This window comes from Paenarthrobacter sp. TE3676, from assembly GCF_056279165.1.
Map to the genome: position 1 here is coordinate 541,602 of NZ_JBWBQU010000003.1, position 18,132 is coordinate 559,733.

At 62.2% G+C, this 18,132-nt stretch carries 12 protein-coding genes; 9 read left to right on the forward strand and 3 right to left on the reverse strand.

The features are described from left to right. Nucleotides 1-88 precede the first annotated feature (88 nt). Nucleotides 89-1,453 carry a phosphoglucosamine mutase gene (gene glmM, locus ACZ881_RS10140; protein ID WP_476114808.1) on the forward strand — a complete coding sequence of 455 codons (1,365 nt, stop codon included), beginning with the start codon at nucleotides 89-91 and terminating at the stop codon, nucleotides 1,451-1,453. Nucleotides 1,454-1,521: 68 nt separating this feature from the next. Here glmM and ACZ881_RS10145 read toward each other — a convergent pair whose 3' ends face one another. Continuing rightward, nucleotides 1,522-2,394 carry a M15 family metallopeptidase gene (locus ACZ881_RS10145; protein WP_476114811.1) on the reverse strand — a complete coding sequence of 291 codons (873 nt, stop codon included), beginning with the start codon at nucleotides 2,392-2,394 and terminating at the stop codon, nucleotides 1,522-1,524. A gap of 1 nt (nucleotide 2,395) precedes the next feature. Beyond that, on the reverse strand, nucleotides 2,396-3,367 hold the full coding sequence (gene coaA, locus ACZ881_RS10150) for a type I pantothenate kinase (RefSeq protein WP_011775550.1): 972 nt from the start codon (nucleotides 3,365-3,367) through the stop codon (nucleotides 2,396-2,398). A gap of 139 nt (nucleotides 3,368-3,506) precedes the next feature. On the opposite strand from coaA, the gene glmS reads away from it, so the two are divergent. From glmS to ACZ881_RS10190, 8 genes are all read left to right on the forward strand, one after another. Beyond that, nucleotides 3,507-5,390: a glutamine--fructose-6-phosphate transaminase (isomerizing) gene (gene glmS / locus ACZ881_RS10155; protein WP_178997168.1), complete on the forward strand. Its 1,884-nt coding sequence runs from the start codon at nucleotides 3,507-3,509 to the stop codon at nucleotides 5,388-5,390. Nucleotides 5,391-5,394: 4 nt separating this feature from the next. Next, nucleotides 5,395-5,742, forward strand: a complete 348-nt coding sequence (locus ACZ881_RS10160) for a holo-ACP synthase (protein ID WP_011775548.1) — start codon at nucleotides 5,395-5,397, stop codon at nucleotides 5,740-5,742. Nucleotides 5,743-5,760: 18 nt separating this feature from the next. After that, nucleotides 5,761-7,338, forward strand: coding sequence for an NAD(P)H-hydrate epimerase (locus tag ACZ881_RS10165; RefSeq protein ID WP_476114818.1), 1,578 nt, complete (start codon nucleotides 5,761-5,763; stop codon nucleotides 7,336-7,338). 69 nt (nucleotides 7,339-7,407) lie between these two features. Further along, on the forward strand, nucleotides 7,408-9,690 hold the full coding sequence (gene glgX, locus ACZ881_RS10170) for a glycogen debranching protein GlgX (protein ID WP_476114820.1): 2,283 nt from the start codon (nucleotides 7,408-7,410) through the stop codon (nucleotides 9,688-9,690). Continuing rightward, nucleotides 9,687-11,999, forward strand: a complete 2,313-nt coding sequence (treY, locus tag ACZ881_RS10175) for a malto-oligosyltrehalose synthase (protein ID WP_454811112.1) — start codon at nucleotides 9,687-9,689, stop codon at nucleotides 11,997-11,999. Before glgX ends, treY begins: the two co-directional genes overlap by 4 nt. A 75-nt stretch (nucleotides 12,000-12,074) precedes the next feature. After that, nucleotides 12,075-13,847, forward strand: coding sequence for a malto-oligosyltrehalose trehalohydrolase (gene treZ, locus ACZ881_RS10180; protein ID WP_476114823.1), 1,773 nt, complete (start codon nucleotides 12,075-12,077; stop codon nucleotides 13,845-13,847). 80 nt (nucleotides 13,848-13,927) lie between these two features. Beyond that, on the forward strand, nucleotides 13,928-14,965 hold the full coding sequence (mgrA, locus tag ACZ881_RS10185) for an L-glyceraldehyde 3-phosphate reductase (RefSeq protein ID WP_476114827.1): 1,038 nt from the start codon (nucleotides 13,928-13,930) through the stop codon (nucleotides 14,963-14,965). Between the two features lie 168 nt (nucleotides 14,966-15,133). Next, a complete protein-coding gene (locus ACZ881_RS10190) occupies nucleotides 15,134-16,219 on the forward strand; it encodes an inositol-3-phosphate synthase (RefSeq protein WP_054808938.1) in 1,086 nt (361 codons plus the stop codon). Nucleotides 16,220-16,409: 190 nt separating this feature from the next. Here the strand turns inward: ACZ881_RS10190 and ACZ881_RS10195 are convergent, their stop codons facing one another. Then, nucleotides 16,410-18,098 carry a formate--tetrahydrofolate ligase gene (locus tag ACZ881_RS10195; RefSeq protein WP_476114834.1) on the reverse strand — a complete coding sequence of 563 codons (1,689 nt, stop codon included), beginning with the start codon at nucleotides 18,096-18,098 and terminating at the stop codon, nucleotides 16,410-16,412. Nucleotides 18,099-18,132 lie beyond the last annotated feature (34 nt).

Genomic DNA, 18,132 nt, shown 5'->3' on the forward strand with positions numbered 1-18,132 from the left:
GGACAGGGGAGTCAAGAGGGGCGCCACTTGTGACCCTCCGGCGGCCCCTTGAACAAGTGCTGTCCCGGCGTCGTCTAAACTTGACCCGATGTCTAGATTATTTGGAACAGATGGCGTCCGCGGTCTCGCGAACGGATTGCTCACCGCCGAACTGGCTATGCAGCTCGCGCAGGCAGCCGCCGTCGTGCTCGGCCATGACCGCACAAGCGATGGGAGACGGCCGCGCGCCGTCGTCGCCAGGGACCCCCGGGCCAGCGGCGAATTCCTTGCCGCTGCCGTTGAAGCCGGGCTTTCAAGCTCTGGCATCGACGTGTACGACGCCGGTGTGCTCCCCACTCCCGCAGCGGCTTACTTGGTGGCAGATCTCGACGCCGACTTCGGCGTCATGCTCTCGGCCTCCCACAACCCGGCTCCGGACAACGGTATTAAGTTCTTCGCCCGGGGCGGTCAAAAGCTTCCGGACGATGTTGAGGACGCCATCGAGGCGCAGCTGGGTAAAGAGCCCCAGCGGCCGGTAGGCGCCGACGTCGGACGCATCCAGCGGTTCTCAGACGCCGAGGACAGGTACATCGTGCACCTGCTGGGCACGCTCCCCAAGCGTTTGGAAGGCCTGAAGGTGGTCCTGGACTGCGCCCACGGCGCAGCAAGTGGCTGTTCGCCCCAGGTGTTCAAGGACGCCGGGGCTGACGTCGTGGTGATCGGAGCAGAGCCGGACGGCCTGAACATCAACGACGGCGTAGGTTCCACGCACCTGGGCCCCCTGAAGGAAGCGGTGGTCAAGCACGGCGCGGACCTTGGCGTAGCGCACGACGGCGACGCCGACCGCTGCCTGGCCGTTGACCATGAAGGCAATGAAGTGGACGGCGACCAGATCATGGCGATCCTGGCGCTGGCACTCAAGGAAGCCGGAAAGCTCAAGGACAACATCCTTGTTGCCACGGTCATGAGCAACCTTGGGCTCAAGATCGCCCTTCGCGATGCCGGCATCACCATCCGCGAGACCGGTGTTGGTGACCGTTACGTTCTGGAGGAAATGCGCGACGGCGGGTACAACCTTGGTGGCGAACAGTCCGGCCATGTGATCTTCTCGGACTTCGCCACCACGGGTGATGGTGTTCTGACTGGTCTCCAGCTTGCCGCGCAGGTTGCCCTGACGGGCCGTAGCCTCAAGGAACTGTCCAGCGCCATGACCAAGCTTCCGCAGCTCATGATCAACGTCAAGGACGTGGATAAGGCCCGTGCCGCCACGGACGAGGGCGTTGCCCAGGCCGTTGCAGCAGCTGAGCTTGAACTGGGTGAAACCGGCCGTGTGCTGCTCCGCCCCTCAGGCACCGAGGCGTTGGTCCGGGTCATGGTGGAAGCCGCTGACATGGAAACAGCAGAGCGCATCTGCAAGGGTCTTGCTGCCGTGGTCAAGGACCGTTTGGGCGCCCCCAGCGAAATGGCAGTCTAGGAAAGCACACTTTTGGCCCGCTCCCTTGCTTGAGTTGAAGCAGGGGAGCGGGCCGCAGTGTTTAAGGACTAGATGTAGTCCGGCGCTGCTTCGAGCCCAAAGTACTCTTCCACGGTCGCAATGCCGCGCGTGACCATGTCGGTGGCTGCTTCCACGCCGATGTAGCGCAGGTGCCAGGACTCGTAAAAGTACCCGGTGGTGTCGTGGAACATCCACGGATAGCGGACCACAAAGCCGAACTTGTGGGCATTGGCTTTTGCCCACACAGCGGCGGGTTGTTCGGCAAAGCAAGGTTGGAAGCTGCAGGCTCCAGCGCCGTCACCAATGTCGAAGGACCAGCCTGTTTGATGCTCTGAGTGCCCTGGGCGGGCGGACGCGCGGTCCGCTGCAGCCTGACCGGTACTGGCTACATATCCGTTGTAGGTAGTCACCTGAGTGGAATAAGAACGGTAACCGGAAGCCAACGTCATGATGACGCCCTCCGCGGCGGCTGCGCCGAACATCTTTTCTGCGGCAGACGCCGTCGTGCTGTTAAGCAGAGCCGCTTCGCCACTGACGGCGAGCCGTACGCCCGGCTGCACCAAATCTGCCGGAACGAAATCCTGGGGAGCCAATGGCCGGTGCTTGTTGACGACAACCCAGGGGCTCGCCGGATCCGTCAGCGAGTGCTGAGGGGCTACGGAATGCGAAGGAGCGGTGCTGGCAGGTATGTCAGTGGAGGGTGCAGGCTCAACGGGTGCAGGCTCGGTGGTAGCGGCGCTGGGCGTGGCCACGGAGGACGCTGCAGAGGCAGAGGGGACGTCGCTGGCGGCGTTGGCTGCGACAGGGGAGGGAGTGGTGTTGTCCGGCGTGCAGGCGGCCAGGGCTGCCATTCCGGCACCAGCGGTCAGGAGGCTCGCGAAAACCCGTCGGCTGGGCAGTGGTTGAGGATTGTTCTGCAAGCTAGACCTTCCTCAGCAGCATGCGGCGGATGGAGTGGTCTGCGTCCTTGGTAAGGACCAGCTGTGCACGTCCGCGGGTCGGCAGGACGTTCTCCTCAAGGTTTGGCTCGTTGATGCGTTTCCAAATGCCGCGTGCGGTGGATTCGGCGTCGTCGTCGGACAACGTGGCGTAGCGGTGGAAGTAGGACTCGGGCTGGGCGAAGGCTGTGGTCCGCAGCTTCCGGAAGCGGTCTACGTACCACTCCTCAATATAGGAAGTTTTGGCGTCGACGTAGATGGAGAAATCGAAGAAGTCGCTGACGGCCAGTCCTTGTTTGCCGTCCATGCGCGGACGGGCGGGGGCCAGGACGTTGAGGCCTTCAACGATCAGGACGTCGGGTCGCCGCACCACGACTTCCTTGCCCGGCACGATGTCGTAAGTGACGTGGGAGTACCAAGGGGCGCGGACTTCCTCGGCGCCGCCTTTTACTTCCGAGACGAAGCGAAGAAGGCCACGGCGGTCGTAGGACTCCGGAAAACCCTTGCGCTCCAGCAGATGCCGGCGCTTCAGCTCGGCCAAGGGGTAGAGAAAGCCGTCTGTGGTGATGAGTTCCACGTTGGGAGTTCCGGGCCAGCGCCTGAGCATTTCCCGGAGCACGCGGGCGATGGTGGACTTACCAACAGCAACTGAACCGGCCACGCCGATCACGAACGGCGTCCGCTGGGTTTGCTCGCCCAGGAAGGTGGTGGTGGCTGCGTGCAGCTGGTGGGACGCCTCGACGTACAGGTGCAGGAGGCGTGACAGCGGGAGGTAAACCTCCCGGACTTCCTTCATATCCAAGGGATCGCCGAGGCCGCGGAGACGGAAAATGTCCTCTTCGTTGAGGGGCTGCTCCATCTGCGCTGCAAGCCTGGACCACGTTTGACGGTCCAGCTCTACAAACGGGGAAGCGCCGTCGCCATTAGCTTCGGTGCGTTGCAAAGTCACGCTCATGATTCTGCCCTCCGCGGGGCGGATCAGGAAATGCGCGACGACGGGCAGGTGAATTGTGAGTGGTCGATCTCGCGCGGAAAGGGGGTGGAGGGAGGATGTCCCACATCAGTTGTTTGCCCTAGCCGCTAGGCTTGTACCCATGTGTGGAATCGTAGGCTATGTTGGCAATTCGTCTCGCAAGGCAGCTGGATACAGCGCTCTTGACGTTGTGGTGGAAGGGCTGCGCCGTCTGGAATACCGCGGCTATGACTCCGCCGGCGTCGCAGTAGTCGCTGATGGGACCATTTCGTCCCGTAAAAAATCCGGCAAGCTGAGCAACCTGATCGCGGAACTGGAAGCAAATCCGGTTCCCGAGTCCCTGACCGGCATCGGCCATACCCGTTGGGCTACGCACGGCGGGCCCACCGACCGTAACGCACACCCGCATCTTTCCGACGGCGGCAAGCTGGCAGTCATTCACAACGGCATCATTGAGAACTTCGCTGAGCTTAAGCAGGAACTGCTGGGTAAGGGCGTCACCTTCGAGTCGGAAACCGACACCGAAGTTGCAGCCGCCCTTATCGGTGACATCTTCCGCACCCGGCTCAATGGCGGCGGCGGCAACCTCACCGAGGCGATGCGCCTGGCTTGCCAGCGACTCGAAGGCGCTTTCACCCTTCTCGCAGTCCACGCGGACCAGCCCGACGTCGTCGTGGCCGCCCGTCGCAACTCCCCGTTGGTAGTGGGCCTGGGCGATGGCGAGAACTTCCTCGGCTCCGACGTTTCCGGCTTCATCGACTACACCCGCCGCGCCGTGGAACTGGGACAGGACCAAATTGTCACCATCACCGCGGACACCGTAGAGATCACCGATTTCTTCGGCGCTCCCGCCGAGGGCAAGGAATACCACGTTGACTGGGACCCGGCTTCGGCTGAAAAGGGTGGATTCAGCTCCTTCATGGAGAAGGAAATCAACGACCAGCCGGACGCCGTAGCGCAGACCCTCCTGGGCCGCTCGGACCTCAACGGCAAGCTCACCCTTGACGAAGTCCGCATCGATCCTGAGCTCCTCAAGCAGGTGGACAAGATCATCGTGCTCGCTTGCGGTACCGCAGCGTACGCCGGTCTCGTAGCCAAGTACGCAATCGAAAACTGGTGCCGGATTCCCACCGAGGTGGAGCTCGCACACGAGTTCCGCTACCGTGACCCCATCGTTGACTCCAACACGCTGGTGGTCTCCATCAGCCAATCGGGCGAGACCATGGACACGCTGATGGCTGTCCGCTACGCCCGCGAGCAGGGCGCCAAGACGATCTCCATCTGCAACACCAACGGTTCAACCATCCCGCGTGAATCCGACGCCGTGCTCTACACGCACGCAGGTCCTGAAATTGCCGTTGCATCCACCAAGGCATTCCTGGCGCAGATCACAGCGGCGTACCTGCTGGGCCTGTACCTGGCCCAGCTGCGGGGCAACATCTTCTCCGGCCAGATCAAGGATGTCCTCGCGGACCTCAACAAGATCCCGGCCAAGATCCAGAAAATCCTGGACAACGCAGGGCCCCTGCGCGAGCTCGCCCGCAGCATGAAGGACGAGAAGTCCGTCCTGTTCCTGGGCCGCCACGTGGGCTACCCGGTAGCCCTGGAAGGTGCCTTGAAGCTCAAGGAAATCGCCTACATCCATGCTGAAGGCTTCGCCGCCGGCGAGCTCAAGCACGGTCCGATCGCCCTGATCGACGACGGCCAGCCGGTCTTCGTTGTTGTCCCGTCCCCGCGTGGCCGCGATTCCCTGCACGCCAAGGTAGTCAGCAACATCCAGGAAGTCCGCGCACGTGGTGCCCGTACCCTGGTGATCGCTGAAGAGGGCGACGAATCGGTCAAGGATTACGCAGAGCACGTCTTCTACGTACCGGAGACCCCCACTCTGCTGATGCCGCTGCTCACCACCGTTCCGCTGCAGATCTTCGCTGCTGAACTCGCGGGTGCCAAGGGCTACGACGTCGATCAGCCGCGTAACCTGGCCAAGAGCGTGACCGTAGAATAACGCCATGATTGTTGGCATTGGCGTAGACGTCGTAGACATCGAGCGGTTCGGCCGGCAGTTGGAACGGACACCGGGACTGCGGGACCGCTTGTTCGTTCCTGCCGAGCGGGAACTCAACACCCGGTCTCTGGCTGCACGTTTTGCTGCCAAGGAGGCCGTGGCCAAGGTGCTGGGCGCTCCGGCGGGCATGAACTGGCAGGATTGCTGGATTGGCCTCGACGAGAACGGACCCACCGTCCAAGTCAAGGGGACAGTGCTTGCTGTGGCTGAGGCCAAAGGCGTCAAGCGCTGGCACTTGTCCATGAGCCACGACGGCGGCATTGCTACGGCGACTGTCCTCGCCGAGGGCTAAGCGAACTTCATAAAAACAATGATCAGCGCCTTCACCGGACAACAGATCAGGGATGCGGAACAACCGCTCCTGAACTCCGGTGAGGGCGCTGTTCTGATGCAACGGGCAGCTTATGGCTTGGCGCAAGCCGTGGCTCGCGAGGTCAAAAGCAGGCGAAAGCTTGCAGGCGCCAGTGTCACGGTGCTGGCCGGCAAGGGCAACAACGGCGGCGACGGCCTTTTCGCTGCGGCAATGTTGGCCCGTCGCGGAGTGCGCACGACGGCGGTACTCGCCGCACCTGAGGTGCACCAGGAGGCCTTGGCTGCTTTCGTCGCAGCAGGCGGGCGCGTTGTCCAGCTGAAGGCCGGGAACGCAGAGGAGCTTGCGGTCCTGAGCGCGGGCGGTGACTGCATTATCGACGCGCTGCTCGGGACCGGTGCCCGCGGGGGATTGAGGGAAGCCCCGGCGGAATTGGTGGCTTCACTTCAAGAACTGCGTCCCCGGCTGGTGGTGGCATGCGACCTCCCCAGCGGACTGGACGCCAACAGCGGGGAAGTGCATTGGCCCGTCCTGGATGCGGATATCACCGTGACGTTTGGCGGCATCAAAGCCGGACTCATGGCCGACCCGGGTGAGGGCTGCGCCGGGCGCATGGAGCTGGTGGCGATTGGGATTGAGCGATCCTTGGAAAGTATGAGCCCTGAGCTTCGCCGCCTCACTGACTCGGGCCTTGGCACTTTGCTGCCCAAGCCAGGCCGACGTGCGCATAAATACTCGCGGGGTGTCCTTGGAGTAGTAGCAGGTTCGGCGCGTTTCGCGGGAGCTGCTGCTCTGAGCGTTCACGCGGCGGCTCTCGCCGGAGTGGGCATGGTGCGCTATCTCGGGCCTCAACCCGCGGCCCAACTGGTGCTTGCCCGAACTCCGGAAGCCTTGTGGGAGACGGATCATTCCGGCCGGGTCCAAGCGTGGTTGCTGGGGTCCGGGGTTGACGGCGAGGAACAACTGCAGCGGGCGAAGGAAGCCGGCGCGTTGGCCCTTGCTGACGATTTGCCGGTGGTCGTCGACGCCGGAGCCTTGAGCCTCCTGCCGGAACGCTGCCCCGCTCATTGGATACTGACACCCCATGCCGGCGAGCTGGCTACCTTGCTGAACTCGCTCCCTTCCACGGGGGAAGTGAAGGTGACCCGCGACGACGTCGAATCCCGACCCCTCCACTTCGTGCGGCAGGCCGCCGAGCAGACCGGTGCCACAGTGCTCCTGAAGGGTGCCACCACGCTGGTGTCGTCGCCGTCGGGCGTGGTGTTCAGCCAATCCGAAGGCACCGCGTGGATGGCCACCGCAGGTAGCGGCGATGTCCTGGCCGGCGTTCTGGGCGCCCTTCTGGCGCAGGCTGCGGAATCCATCCGGCACGACGACGGCGCATATGCCGCCTTGTGCGTGGACCCCGCCGACCGCTGGGCTGCCCTGGCCGCGGTTGCTGCAAGCGTGCACGGCCGGGCTGGTGCTCTGGCATCGGCAGATTTCGACGGAGGACCCCTTACAGCCTCGGCGATCGCGGAGGCTGTACCCCGCGTTATTGGTTCGCTCAGCGCGGAATACGACCCAACAAGACCGTAAGGTTGCTGTCGGTGTCTGGGGGCTTGAGTAGGCTTGCAACAGTTGTTCGCATCATCAAGAGGAGAACGCATGGAAGTCTGGCCTGGATCGGCTTATCCGCTGGGTGCCACCTTTGACGGCACCGGCACCAACTTCGCGCTTTTTAGCGAGAAGGCCGAAAAAGTGGAATTGTGTCTCTTCGACGACGACGGCGGGGAAGTCCGCGTAGAAGTTACCGAAGTGGATGGTTACGTATGGCACTGTTATCTGCCGCAGGTCCAACCGGGACAGAAGTACGGCTACAGGGTGCACGGCCCCTACAACCCTGACGAGGGCCAACGCTTTAATCCCAACAAGCTGCTGCTGGATCCTTACGCCAAGGCCGTCCACCGTCAGATCGACTGGGACCCGGCCCTGTTCTCATACAACATGGGTGACCCGGATTCGCGCAACGACGAGGACTCTGCACCGCACATGATGCTGGGCGTGGTCATCAACCCGTTCTTCGACTGGGACGGTGACAAGCTCCTGCGGATTCCGTATCACAAGTCCGTAATCTATGAGGCGCACGTCAAGGGCCTCACCCAGATGCATCCGGAAGTGCCCGAGGAGCAGCGCGGCACATATGCCGGCGTCGCCCACCCGGCGGTTATTTCCCACCTGCAGAAGCTGGGGATCACGGCGATCGAACTCATGCCGGTGCACCAGTTCGTCAATGACGGCATCCTGCAGGACAAGGGCCTGAACAACTACTGGGGCTACAACACCATCGGTTTCTTTGCGCCCCACAACAGCTACAGCTCCAAGGGTGATACCGGACAGCAGGTCCAGGACTTCAAGGCCATGGTGCGGGCGCTGCACACAGCTGGTATCGAGGTCATCCTCGACGTCGTGTACAACCACACGGCCGAGGGAAACCACCTCGGACCCACGCTGTCCTTCAAGGGCATTGATAACTCCGCGTACTACCGCCTGGTGGAAGACGACCAGAAGTACTACATGGACTACACCGGCACGGGCAACTCGCTCAATGTCCGCAGCCCGCACTCCCTCCAGCTGCTCATGGATTCCCTGCGCTACTGGGTGACCGAGATGCACGTAGACGGATTCCGCTTTGACCTCGCCTCCACGTTGGCCCGTGAGTTCTACGATGTGGACAAGCTGTCCACCTTCTTCGAACTCATCCAACAGGACCCGGTGGTCTCCCAGGTGAAGCTCATTGCCGAGCCTTGGGACGTTGGGCCCGGCGGCTACCAAGTGGGCAACTTCCCTCCCCAGTGGACAGAGTGGAACGGCCAATACCGCGACACCGTCCGCGACTTCTGGCGCGGCGAACCTTCCACCTTGGGCGAGTTCGCATCCCGGTTGACAGGGTCGGCGGACCTTTACGAGCACTCCGGGCGTCGCCCGGTGGCCTCGATCAACTTCGTCACCGCCCACGATGGCTTCACGCTGGCTGACCTTGTGTCCTACAACGAGAAGCACAACGAAGCCAACGGCGAGGGCAACAACGACGGCGAATCCCACAACCGTTCCTGGAATTGCGGTGCGGAAGGGCCCACGGATGATCCCACCGTCCTTGGTCTGCGGGCACGCCAGCAGCGCAACTTCATTGCCTCGCTGTTCCTGTCCCAGGGTGTTCCCATGCTTCTGCACGGCGACGAACTCGGCAGGACGCAGAACGGCAACAACAACGGCTACTGCCAGGACTCCGAGCTCACGTGGATCAACTGGGACAACGTGGACCAGCCCCTGATCGAGTTCACGGCGGCGGTCAGCGCACTCCGTGCCAAACATCCGAGCCTGCGTCGCAGTCGATTCTTCGATGGTCGTCCGGTATTGCGTGGTGAAGGCGAGCGGCTCCCGGACATCGTATGGCTGGATGCCGACGCGAGCACCATGACGCCGTCCGATTGGGACGAAGCCCTGGGACGCTCCGTGGGCGTGTTCCTTAATGGCGACGGCATCCATGGCCGGGATACACAGGGCCGACGTATCACTGACGTCAACTTCCTGTTGTACTTCAATGCCGACCAGGACGAAGTAGGCTTCCGGATTCCTTCCGACGAGTATGCGCCCGCTTGGGATGTCATGATCGACACCGCTGGAGAAGGCGCTGAAGCAGGTGTTATCAAGCCCGACCAGATCCTGATGGTCGGCGGTAAGTCACTGGTGGTACTCCGTGCCCACAGCACCCCGGAAATTGAACCGGATCACTCTGTTGCAGCTTCCCTTGCCGCGCTGACTCATACGAGCACTCCGGAAACGGCATCCATCACCGCCCCTGCGGTGACGTCGTTGCCGTTCGATTACAAGGGCGCTGCGCCCGAGGGCGATGACGATGAAGGTGAAACGAAGGAGCCGAACGCATGAGGACCCCTGTCTCCACATATCGGCTCCAAATTCGCCCGAGCTTCACTCTTCAGGATGCAGCTGAGCTCACGGGATACCTGCAGTCCCTAGGTATCGACTGGGTCTATGTGTCACCGATCCTGACTGCAGAAAAGGGCTCGGACCACGGTTATGACGTGACCGATCCCTCCACTGTGGATCCCTCCAGGGGAGGCCCGGAAGGGCTCTCCGCCCTGTCCAAGGCAGCGAAGGACAAGGGCCTGGGCATCCTGGCCGACATCGTGCCGAACCACATGGGCGTTGCTTCGCCCAAGCAGAATGCATGGTGGTGGCAGCTGCTGAGGGAAGGCCGCGGCTCAAAGTATGCCGAGGCCTTCGACGTTGACTGGGAGTTCGGCGGGGGGAAGATCCGCATCCCCGTCTTGGGAAGTGACGACGACCTTGACGAGCTGAAGGTCGTGGACGACGAACTTCGCTACTACGACCACAGTTTCCCGTTGGCCGAGGGGACGTACACGTCCGGGGACAACCCGCGTGAGGTCCATGCCCGGCAGCACTATGAGTTGGTTGGCTGGCGCCGGGCTGACGCAGACCTGAACTACCGGCGGTTCTTCGCAGTGAACACCTTGGCCGGAGTGCGCGTCGAGGTTCCCTGGGTCTTTGACGAGTCCCATGAAGAGATTGTCCGCTGGTTCCGCGAAGGTCTGGTGGACGGCCTGAGGATCGACCACCCGGATGGGCTCGCCGACCCCGAGGGTTACCTCGCCAGGCTGCGCGAGGTGACGGGGGGCGCTTACCTGTTGGTGGAGAAGATCCTGGAACCGGGGGAGCGGCTGCCCGAGACCTTCGACTGCGAAGGGACCACAGGATACGACGCTTTGGCTGACGTTGACCGCCTTTTTGTGGACCCGGCTGCGGAGGAGTACCTGAACTCCCTCGATGCCCGTCTGCGGAATGCGGACGCTCCGGCGGATTACCACGCCATGATTCATGCCACCAAGCGCCGCATCGCCGATGGCATTTTGCGCTCGGAAATCCTGCGGCTGGCCCGCCTGGTGCCCGAAACCTTGGAGCTGCCGTTCGCCAAGGTAGCCGACGCACTGGCTGAAGTAATTTGTTGCTTCCCCATCTACAGGACATATCTGCCCTACGGCGGGAAGACGCTCGTAGAGTCCGTGGAAAATGCCGCCAAGGAGCGACCTGACCTGGCAACCGTCCTCGGCCAGCTTCAGCCGCTCTTGCTGGATGAGACCAGTTTGCTGGCCCGGCGTTTCCAGCAGACGTCCGGCATGGTGATGGCCAAGGGTGTGGAGGACACTGCGTTCTTCCGCTATACGCGGCTAGGATCACTGACGGAAGTGGGCGCGGATCCCACGGAATTCTCGATCCCCAGTGGAGTCTTCCATGAGCGAATGGCCCGCAGGCAGCAGCTCTTGCCGCTCTCCATGACAACGCTGAGTACCCACGACACCAAGCGGAGCGAGGACGCAAGGGCCAGGATCTCGGTCATCTCCGAGGCAGTACCTGAATGGGAGCTTTTCCTCGGCACCGTCCAGGAACTCGCGCCCATCCCCGATGGACCCCTCTCGGCACTGATCTGGCAATCGATCGTGGGCGCATGGCCCGCGGATCGCCAGCGTTTACAGTCCTATGCCTTGAAGGCAGCCCGCGAGGCCGGTAATTCCACTAACTGGACCGACCCCAACCAGGAGTTCGAGCGCAAGTTGGCTGCCGCCGTCGACGCCGTATTCGACGTCCCGGAGGTAACCGCAGCCCTGACGAACTTCGTGGACGAGCTCGAACCTTATGGAACGTCCAACTCGCTGTCCGCCAAACTGATCCAGCTGACCATGCCCGGCGTCCCCGACGTCTACCAGGGGACGGAATTCAGGGACGGCTCGCTGACTGACCCTGACAACCGGCGGCCAGTGGACTTCCAAGCCCGCATCGCTGCCTTGGCGGAGCTGGATGATGGTTCCAAGCCCGCATTCACGGAGGAAGCTGCCAAACTGCTGGTGATTTCCCGTGCGCTGCGGTTGCGTCGCGACAGGCCCGGGTTGTTCGCCGGCTACCTCCCCGTCGCGGCCCAAGGCGCTGCCGCCGCACACGTGGTGGCTTTCGATCGAGGGGCTGACCGTCGGGGAGCTCTCACCGTTGCCACGCGCTTGCCCAAGCGCCTGGCCAGGGAAGGCGGCTGGCGGGACACGTCAATCGAACTGACAGTGGAATGCCGGGATGAACTCACTGGCGCTACGTACGGGGCCGGTGCTGTGCCTGTGGCCACATTGCTGGCGCAATACCCGGTGGCCCTACTGGTACCCACGGACTGATTGTTGGGCGGTCCTGATGAGCTGACCGTCAACATCGTCACTGCAAGCACGCTTGAACATGTACAGGGGAACTTGATGCTGGAAAACGCTGCTGGAAAAAACCGTTACGACGTCTGGGCACCGAACGCCGATTCTGTTCGGTTGCTGGTCGGAGACCGGGAGTACGGCATGGAACACCACCACGACGGCGGCGCCCGCGGTTGGTGGCGCGCGCCGGCTGATGTGGCGGCGCAGCAAGCCGACGGGGTGCGGTACGGCTACATCGTTGACGGGGAGGGGCCGTTTCCCGACCCCCGCTCGCGGAGGCAGCCGGACGGGGTCCACGGTTTATCTGCGACCTTCGATCCCTCCACCCATGAGTGGAAGGATAGCGGATGGAAGGGCCGGAATCTCAAAGGTTCCGTGATCTACGAGATGCATCTGGGCACCTTCACCCCCGAAGGAACGTTGGATGCCGCCGCCGGGAAGCTGGACTACTTGGTGGAGCTTGGTGTCGACTTCATCGAGCTGCTGCCGGTCAACGGCTTCAACGGTGTCCACAACTGGGGCTACGACGGCGTCCTTTGGTATGCAGTCCACGAACCCTATGGCGGACCTGAGGCATACCAGCGCTTTGTGGATGCTGCTCATGCTGCCGGTTTGGGTGTCATTCAGGACGTTGTTTACAACCACCTCGGGCCGAGCGGAAACTATCTGCCCAAGTACGGTCCCTACCTTAAATCGGGAGACGGCAACACCTGGGGTGATTCGGTCAACCTGGACGGACCCGGCTCGGATGACGTTCGCCGCTACATCCTGGAAAATGCGGCGATGTGGCTCCGGGACTACCATGTGGACGGACTTCGTCTCGATGCCGTGCATGCCTTGCGTGACGAGCGCGCCGTGCACATCCTTGAGGAGTTCGGCGCGTTGGGAGATGAGATTGAGGCGGAGACGGGAATTCCCCGGACCATGATTGCTGAGTCTGACCTGAACAACCCGCGGCTCATCTATCCGCGCAAGGACAATGGCTACGGGTTGGAAGGCCAGTGGAGCGACGACTTCCATCACGCAGTGCACGTCAACCTCAGCGGGGAGACTACCGGCTACTACGCTGACTTCGACTCCCTGGCAGTCCTGGCGAAGGTCTTGCAACATGGCTTCCTTCACGATGGCAGCTACTCCAGCTTCCGGGAACGGCATCACGGCCGGCCCATCAGGCACGATTTGGCGCAGCCGTCTGCGCTGGTGGTCTGCTTGCAGAACCACGACCAAATCGGCAACCGGGCAACTGGCGACCGGCTCACAGCTTCGTTGTCGTATGGAAAGCTGGCCATAGGGGCTGTGCTGACCATGACGTCCCCGTTCACGCCCATGTTGTTCATGGGCGAGGAATTTGGGGCCTCAACGCCGTGGCAGTTCTTCACCTCCCACCCGGAACCTGAGCTTGGGAAGGCCACAGCGGAGGGGCGGATCAAGGAGTTCGAACGTATGGGTTGGGACCCTGCCGTGGTCCCTGATCCGCAGGACCCGGAAACGTTCCAGCGTTCCAAGCTCAAGTGGGACGAAGCAGGAGAAGGCGACCACGCACGCTTGCTGCAGCTGTACAAGGATCTAGCACAGCTGCGCCGGAACACTCCGGAGCTGGCGGACGGTGGATTCGGTGAGACCTCCGTTGAGTTCGACGACGACGAACACTGGCTGCAGTTCTCCCGCGGCTCAGTCCGGGTGGTTTGCAACTTCGGGAACGAAGCACTGGGGACGCCGCTGACCGGATCCGTGCTGCTGGCCACTGACAGCGAAGCAGCACTGGAAGAAGGGACGCTGACGCTTCCCGGCGGTAGCGCCGCCGTCGTGCGCGTCCACTAAGCCCTGCCGATCGAGGGTGACGGCGCCCACATTGCGGACAGCGCCGTCACCCCGGTTTGTGCAGTGGCAGGATGGTACGTATGACTTATTCGGCCGCGGAAAACCGCTACGAAACCATGCCCTACCGCCGCGTCGGACGCAGCGGACTCAAGCTCCCCGCCATCTCGCTGGGACTCTGGCACAACTTCGGCGACGACAAACGCTTCGACGAACAGCGCGCCATCCTGCGCCGGGCATTCGACCTCGGCGTGAACCATTTCGACCTCGCCAACAACTACGGACCGCCGGACGGATCGGCTGAGACCAACTTCGGACGTCACTTGAAGGAAGACTTCAAGCCGTACCGCGATGAACTGGTCATCTCCACCAAAGCCGGCTACTACATGTGGCCCGGGCCGTACGGGGAATGGGGATCCCGTAAGTACCTGATTTCCAGCCTCGACCAGTCGCTGGAGCGCATGGGCCTGGACTATGTGGACATTTTCTACAGCCACCGTCCCGACCCCGAAACGCCGCTGGAAGAGACCATGGGTGCGCTGGACTACGCGGTCCGGTCGGGCAAGGCACTCTACGCGGGCATCTCCTCCTATACCCCGGAGCAGACCCTCGAAGCTGCCCGGATTCTGAAGGAGCTCGGAACCCCGCTGCTCATCCACCAGCCCAGCTACTCCATGCTGAACAGGTGGACGGAAAACGGGTCGCCCAACCTATATGAAGCGCTGGATCAAGTGGGCGCCGGTTCAATTGCCTTCTCACCGCTCGCCCAGGGCATGCTCACCAACCGGTACCTCAACGGTGTGCCGGCCGACTCCCGAGCAGCCAAGGAACGCTTCCTGTCCGAGTCCGCATTGACTGAAGACAAGCTGGAACGCGTGCGCGGATTGAACGCCATTGCCGAGGGGCGTGGGCAGACCCTCGCACAGATGGCCATTGCGTGGATCCTTCGCGATCAGCCCAAGGGTTCGCCGGTGACATCGGCACTTATTGGTGCCTCCAGCGTGGACCAGCTTGAGGACACTCTCAGCGCAATCAACAACCTGAAGTTCACTACAGACGAGCTCACTGCGATTGACGAGTTCGCCGTCGAGTCGGACATCAATCTATGGGCGCAGAAGTAACATTCAAGAACTGACATAAACAGCGGAAGCCGGTAGGGAACAAAACCGGCTTCCGCTGTGTTGGTTACAATGCAAGTGTGCGCCGAATGGCGCCGTGCCAATCAGCCGTGCCCTGGACTCAGTCAGGGATGCGCCTGGCACCTGAGGTTATTTCTCAAAAGGAGTTCCGTGTCTTCACATCCGATTCGTGTTGCCATTGTCGGCGTAGGTAACTGCGCCGCATCGCTGGTCCAAGGTGTTCAGTACTATCGCGACGCTGACCCCAAGGCCACGATCCCGGGTCTGATGCACGTCGAGTTCGGTAAGTACCACGTCAACGACGTCCAGTTCGTTGCTGCTTTCGACGTCGATAGCAAAAAGGTGGGACTTGACCTCGCAGACGCCATCGGTGCCAGCGAAAACAACACCATCAAGATCGCCGACGTTCCGGCCACTGGTGTGACCGTGCAGCGCGGCCACACCCTGGACGGCCTCGGCAAGTACTACCGCGAGACCATCGTCGAGGCCTCGGAAGAAGCCGTTGACATTGTTGCCGCGCTCCGCGAGGCCAAGGCCGACGTCATGGTCTGCTACCTGCCCGTCGGTTCGGACCAGGCCGCCAAGTTCTACGCCCAGTGCGCTATCGATGCCGGTGTTGCTTTCGTCAATGCGCTGCCCGTCTTCATCGCAGGCACCAAGGAATGGGCGGACAAATTCACTGAAGCCGGTGTCCCGATTGTTGGTGACGACATCAAGAGCCAGATCGGTGCCACTATCACGCACCGCGTCATGGCCAAGCTGTTCGAGGATCGCGGTGTCACTTTGGACCGCACGTACCAGCTGAACGTCGGCGGCAACATGGACTTCAAGAACATGCTGGAACGCGACCGCCTGGAGTCCAAGAAGATCTCCAAGACCCAGGCCGTTACCTCCAACGTCGAAGCTGAGCTGCACGCCGACGATGTCCACATTGGACCGTCCGACTACGTTGCATGGCTCGACGACCGCAAGTGGGCCTTCGTCCGCCTTGAGGGCCGCAACTTCGGTGACGCGCCCGTTTCCCTTGAGTACAAGCTCGAAGTGTGGGACTCGCCGAACTCTGCCGGCGTGATCATCGACGCCATCCGCGCTGCGAAGATCGGCCTGGACCGTGGCATCGGCGGCCCGCTGCTTTCAGCTTCCAGCTACTTCATGAAGTCGCCGCCGGAGCAGTTCAACGACGACCTCGCCCGCGACAAGGTTGAAGCCTTCATCCGCGGCGACATCGAACGCTAAACACTCCGTTACACCGAGCGCCCCCGTATTCCGATACGGGGGCGTTTGTCGTATCCCGGACGCTCTAACAGATCCCTCAGGCTTGGGCCGGACGCTCTATCAGATCCCTCAGGCTTGGGCCGGACGCTCTATCACTTTCCTCGAAGAGTGAGAGATGGTCGGGTTGGAGGGGGTGGGATGTGAGAGATGGTTAGAAAAGGCCCGTGGGGTTACCGTCCGAGTCGACGTCCATGCGCATCGCGGCGGGTTCCTTGGGGAGGCCAGGCATGGTCATCACCGCGCCGGTCAACGCAACAATGAACCCGGCACCCGTCTTGGGAATCAGTTCGCGGACGTGCACCCGGAATCCCTTGGGCGCACCAAGCCTGGAGGCGTCGTCAGTGAAGGAATACTGGGTCTTGGCCATGCACACAGGGAGCCCTGACCAGCCATTCTTCTCGATCTCGGCGAGGCGCCTGAGTGCCGGAACTGAGAACTCCACGCCATCGGCCCCGTAAATCTCCTGCACAATCGTTTGGATCTTGTCCTCGACACTCAGTTCCAGCGGGTACAGGTGACGGAAGTTGGACGGCGCATCCAAAGCCGCCGCAACTTTGGCTGCGAGCTCGTCACCGCCGTCGCCTCCGCCTCCGCGGCCCCAAACATCAGCTACGGCGGCTTCCACGCCTTCTGCTGCACACCAGGCGAGGAGCCACTCAAGTTCCTCGGGAGTGTCGGTTCCAAACTTGTTGATGGATACAACGGGCGAAATGCCGAACTTCGCAACGTTGACCACGTGCCTTTTCAAATTCTCGACGCCGGCCGCCATGGCCTCGACGTTTGGCTCGCTGAGTTTCTCCTTGGGAACCCCGCCCTGCATTTTGAGGGCGCGGATTGTTGCAACCACCACGACGGCGGATGGCGCCACGTCGGCGATGCGCGCCTTGATGTCCATGTACTTCTCAGCGCCGAGGTCTGCGCCGAAGCCGGCTTCGGTGACCACGATGTCCGCAAGCTGCATGGCGGTGCCGGTAGCGATCAGGGAATTGCAGCCGTGGGCAATGTTCGCGAAGGGTCCGCCGTGCACCAACGCAGGGGTGCCCGCGATGGTTTGGACGAGGTTCGGCTTGATGGCGTCTTTCAGGAGCATTGTCAGTGCACCCTCCACGCCGAGGTCTGACACGGTGACAGGGGTGCGATCGTAGGTGTACCCGAAGGTGATGCGCCCCAGCCGGGCCCGAAGGTCGTCGAGGTCCGTTGCGAGGCAGAAGACCGCCATGATTTCCGAGGCGACGGTGATGTCGAAGCCGTCCTGCCGAGGTACTCCTTGTATGGGGCCGCCGAGACCAATGACAACTTCCCGTAGCGAGCGGTCGTTCATGTCCAGGACGCGTTTGAACGTCATGCGCCGGGGATCGATTCCGAGTTGGTTGCCTTGGAATATGTGGTTGTCCACGAGTGCCATGAGGGCGTTGTTCGCAGACGTGATGGCGTGGAAGTCCCCGGTGAAGTGCAGGTTGATGTCATCCATGGGCAACACTTGGGAGTACCCGCCGCCGGTTGCCCCTCCCTTCATGCCCAGGATGGGTCCCAGGGAGGGTTCACGCAGGGCGATCATCACTTTGTGTCCTGCACGGGCCAAGGAGTCTGCGAGTCCCACTGTGGTGGTGGATTTGCCTTCGCCTGCCGGGGTGGGAGACATGGCAGAGACCAGCACCACCTTGCCGGGGGCCTTTTCCTGGGGGAGTACCAGCTTGGCCCGGTTGATCTTGGCCTTGTAGGGTCCGTACAGCTCGAGGGCGTCCACATTGATGCCTGCGCGTTCGGCGATGTCTTCAATGGGAAGCATGGTTGCGTGGTGGGCAATTTCAAGATCACTCAGGACCTTGTTTTCAGACATCCTTGTCCTTCGGCTCTGCCCGCAGCGGGGATGC

What these genes read in the sequence shown, in the direction of transcription:
- glmM (WP_476114808.1), top strand. Translation starts at nt 89, where the DNA reads ATGTCTAGATTATTTGGAACAGATGGCGTCCGCGGTCTCGCGAACGGA.
- ACZ881_RS10160 (WP_011775548.1), top strand. Translation starts at nt 5,395, where the DNA reads ATGATTGTTGGCATTGGCGTAGACGTCGTAGACATCGAGCGGTTCGGC.
- glgX (WP_476114820.1), top strand. Translation starts at nt 7,408, where the DNA reads ATGGAAGTCTGGCCTGGATCGGCTTATCCGCTGGGTGCCACCTTTGAC.
- treZ (WP_476114823.1), top strand. Translation starts at nt 12,075, where the DNA reads ATGCTGGAAAACGCTGCTGGAAAAAACCGTTACGACGTCTGGGCACCG.
- mgrA (WP_476114827.1), top strand. Translation starts at nt 13,928, where the DNA reads ATGACTTATTCGGCCGCGGAAAACCGCTACGAAACCATGCCCTACCGC.
- coaA (WP_011775550.1), bottom strand. Translation starts at nt 3,367, where the DNA reads ATGAGCGTGACTTTGCAACGCACCGAAGCTAATGGCGACGGCGCTTCC.
- glmS (WP_178997168.1), top strand. Translation starts at nt 3,507, where the DNA reads ATGTGTGGAATCGTAGGCTATGTTGGCAATTCGTCTCGCAAGGCAGCT.
- ACZ881_RS10165 (WP_476114818.1), top strand. Translation starts at nt 5,761, where the DNA reads ATGATCAGCGCCTTCACCGGACAACAGATCAGGGATGCGGAACAACCG.
- ACZ881_RS10195 (WP_476114834.1), bottom strand. Translation starts at nt 18,098, where the DNA reads ATGTCTGAAAACAAGGTCCTGAGTGATCTTGAAATTGCCCACCACGCA.
- treY (WP_454811112.1), top strand. Translation starts at nt 9,687, where the DNA reads ATGAGGACCCCTGTCTCCACATATCGGCTCCAAATTCGCCCGAGCTTC.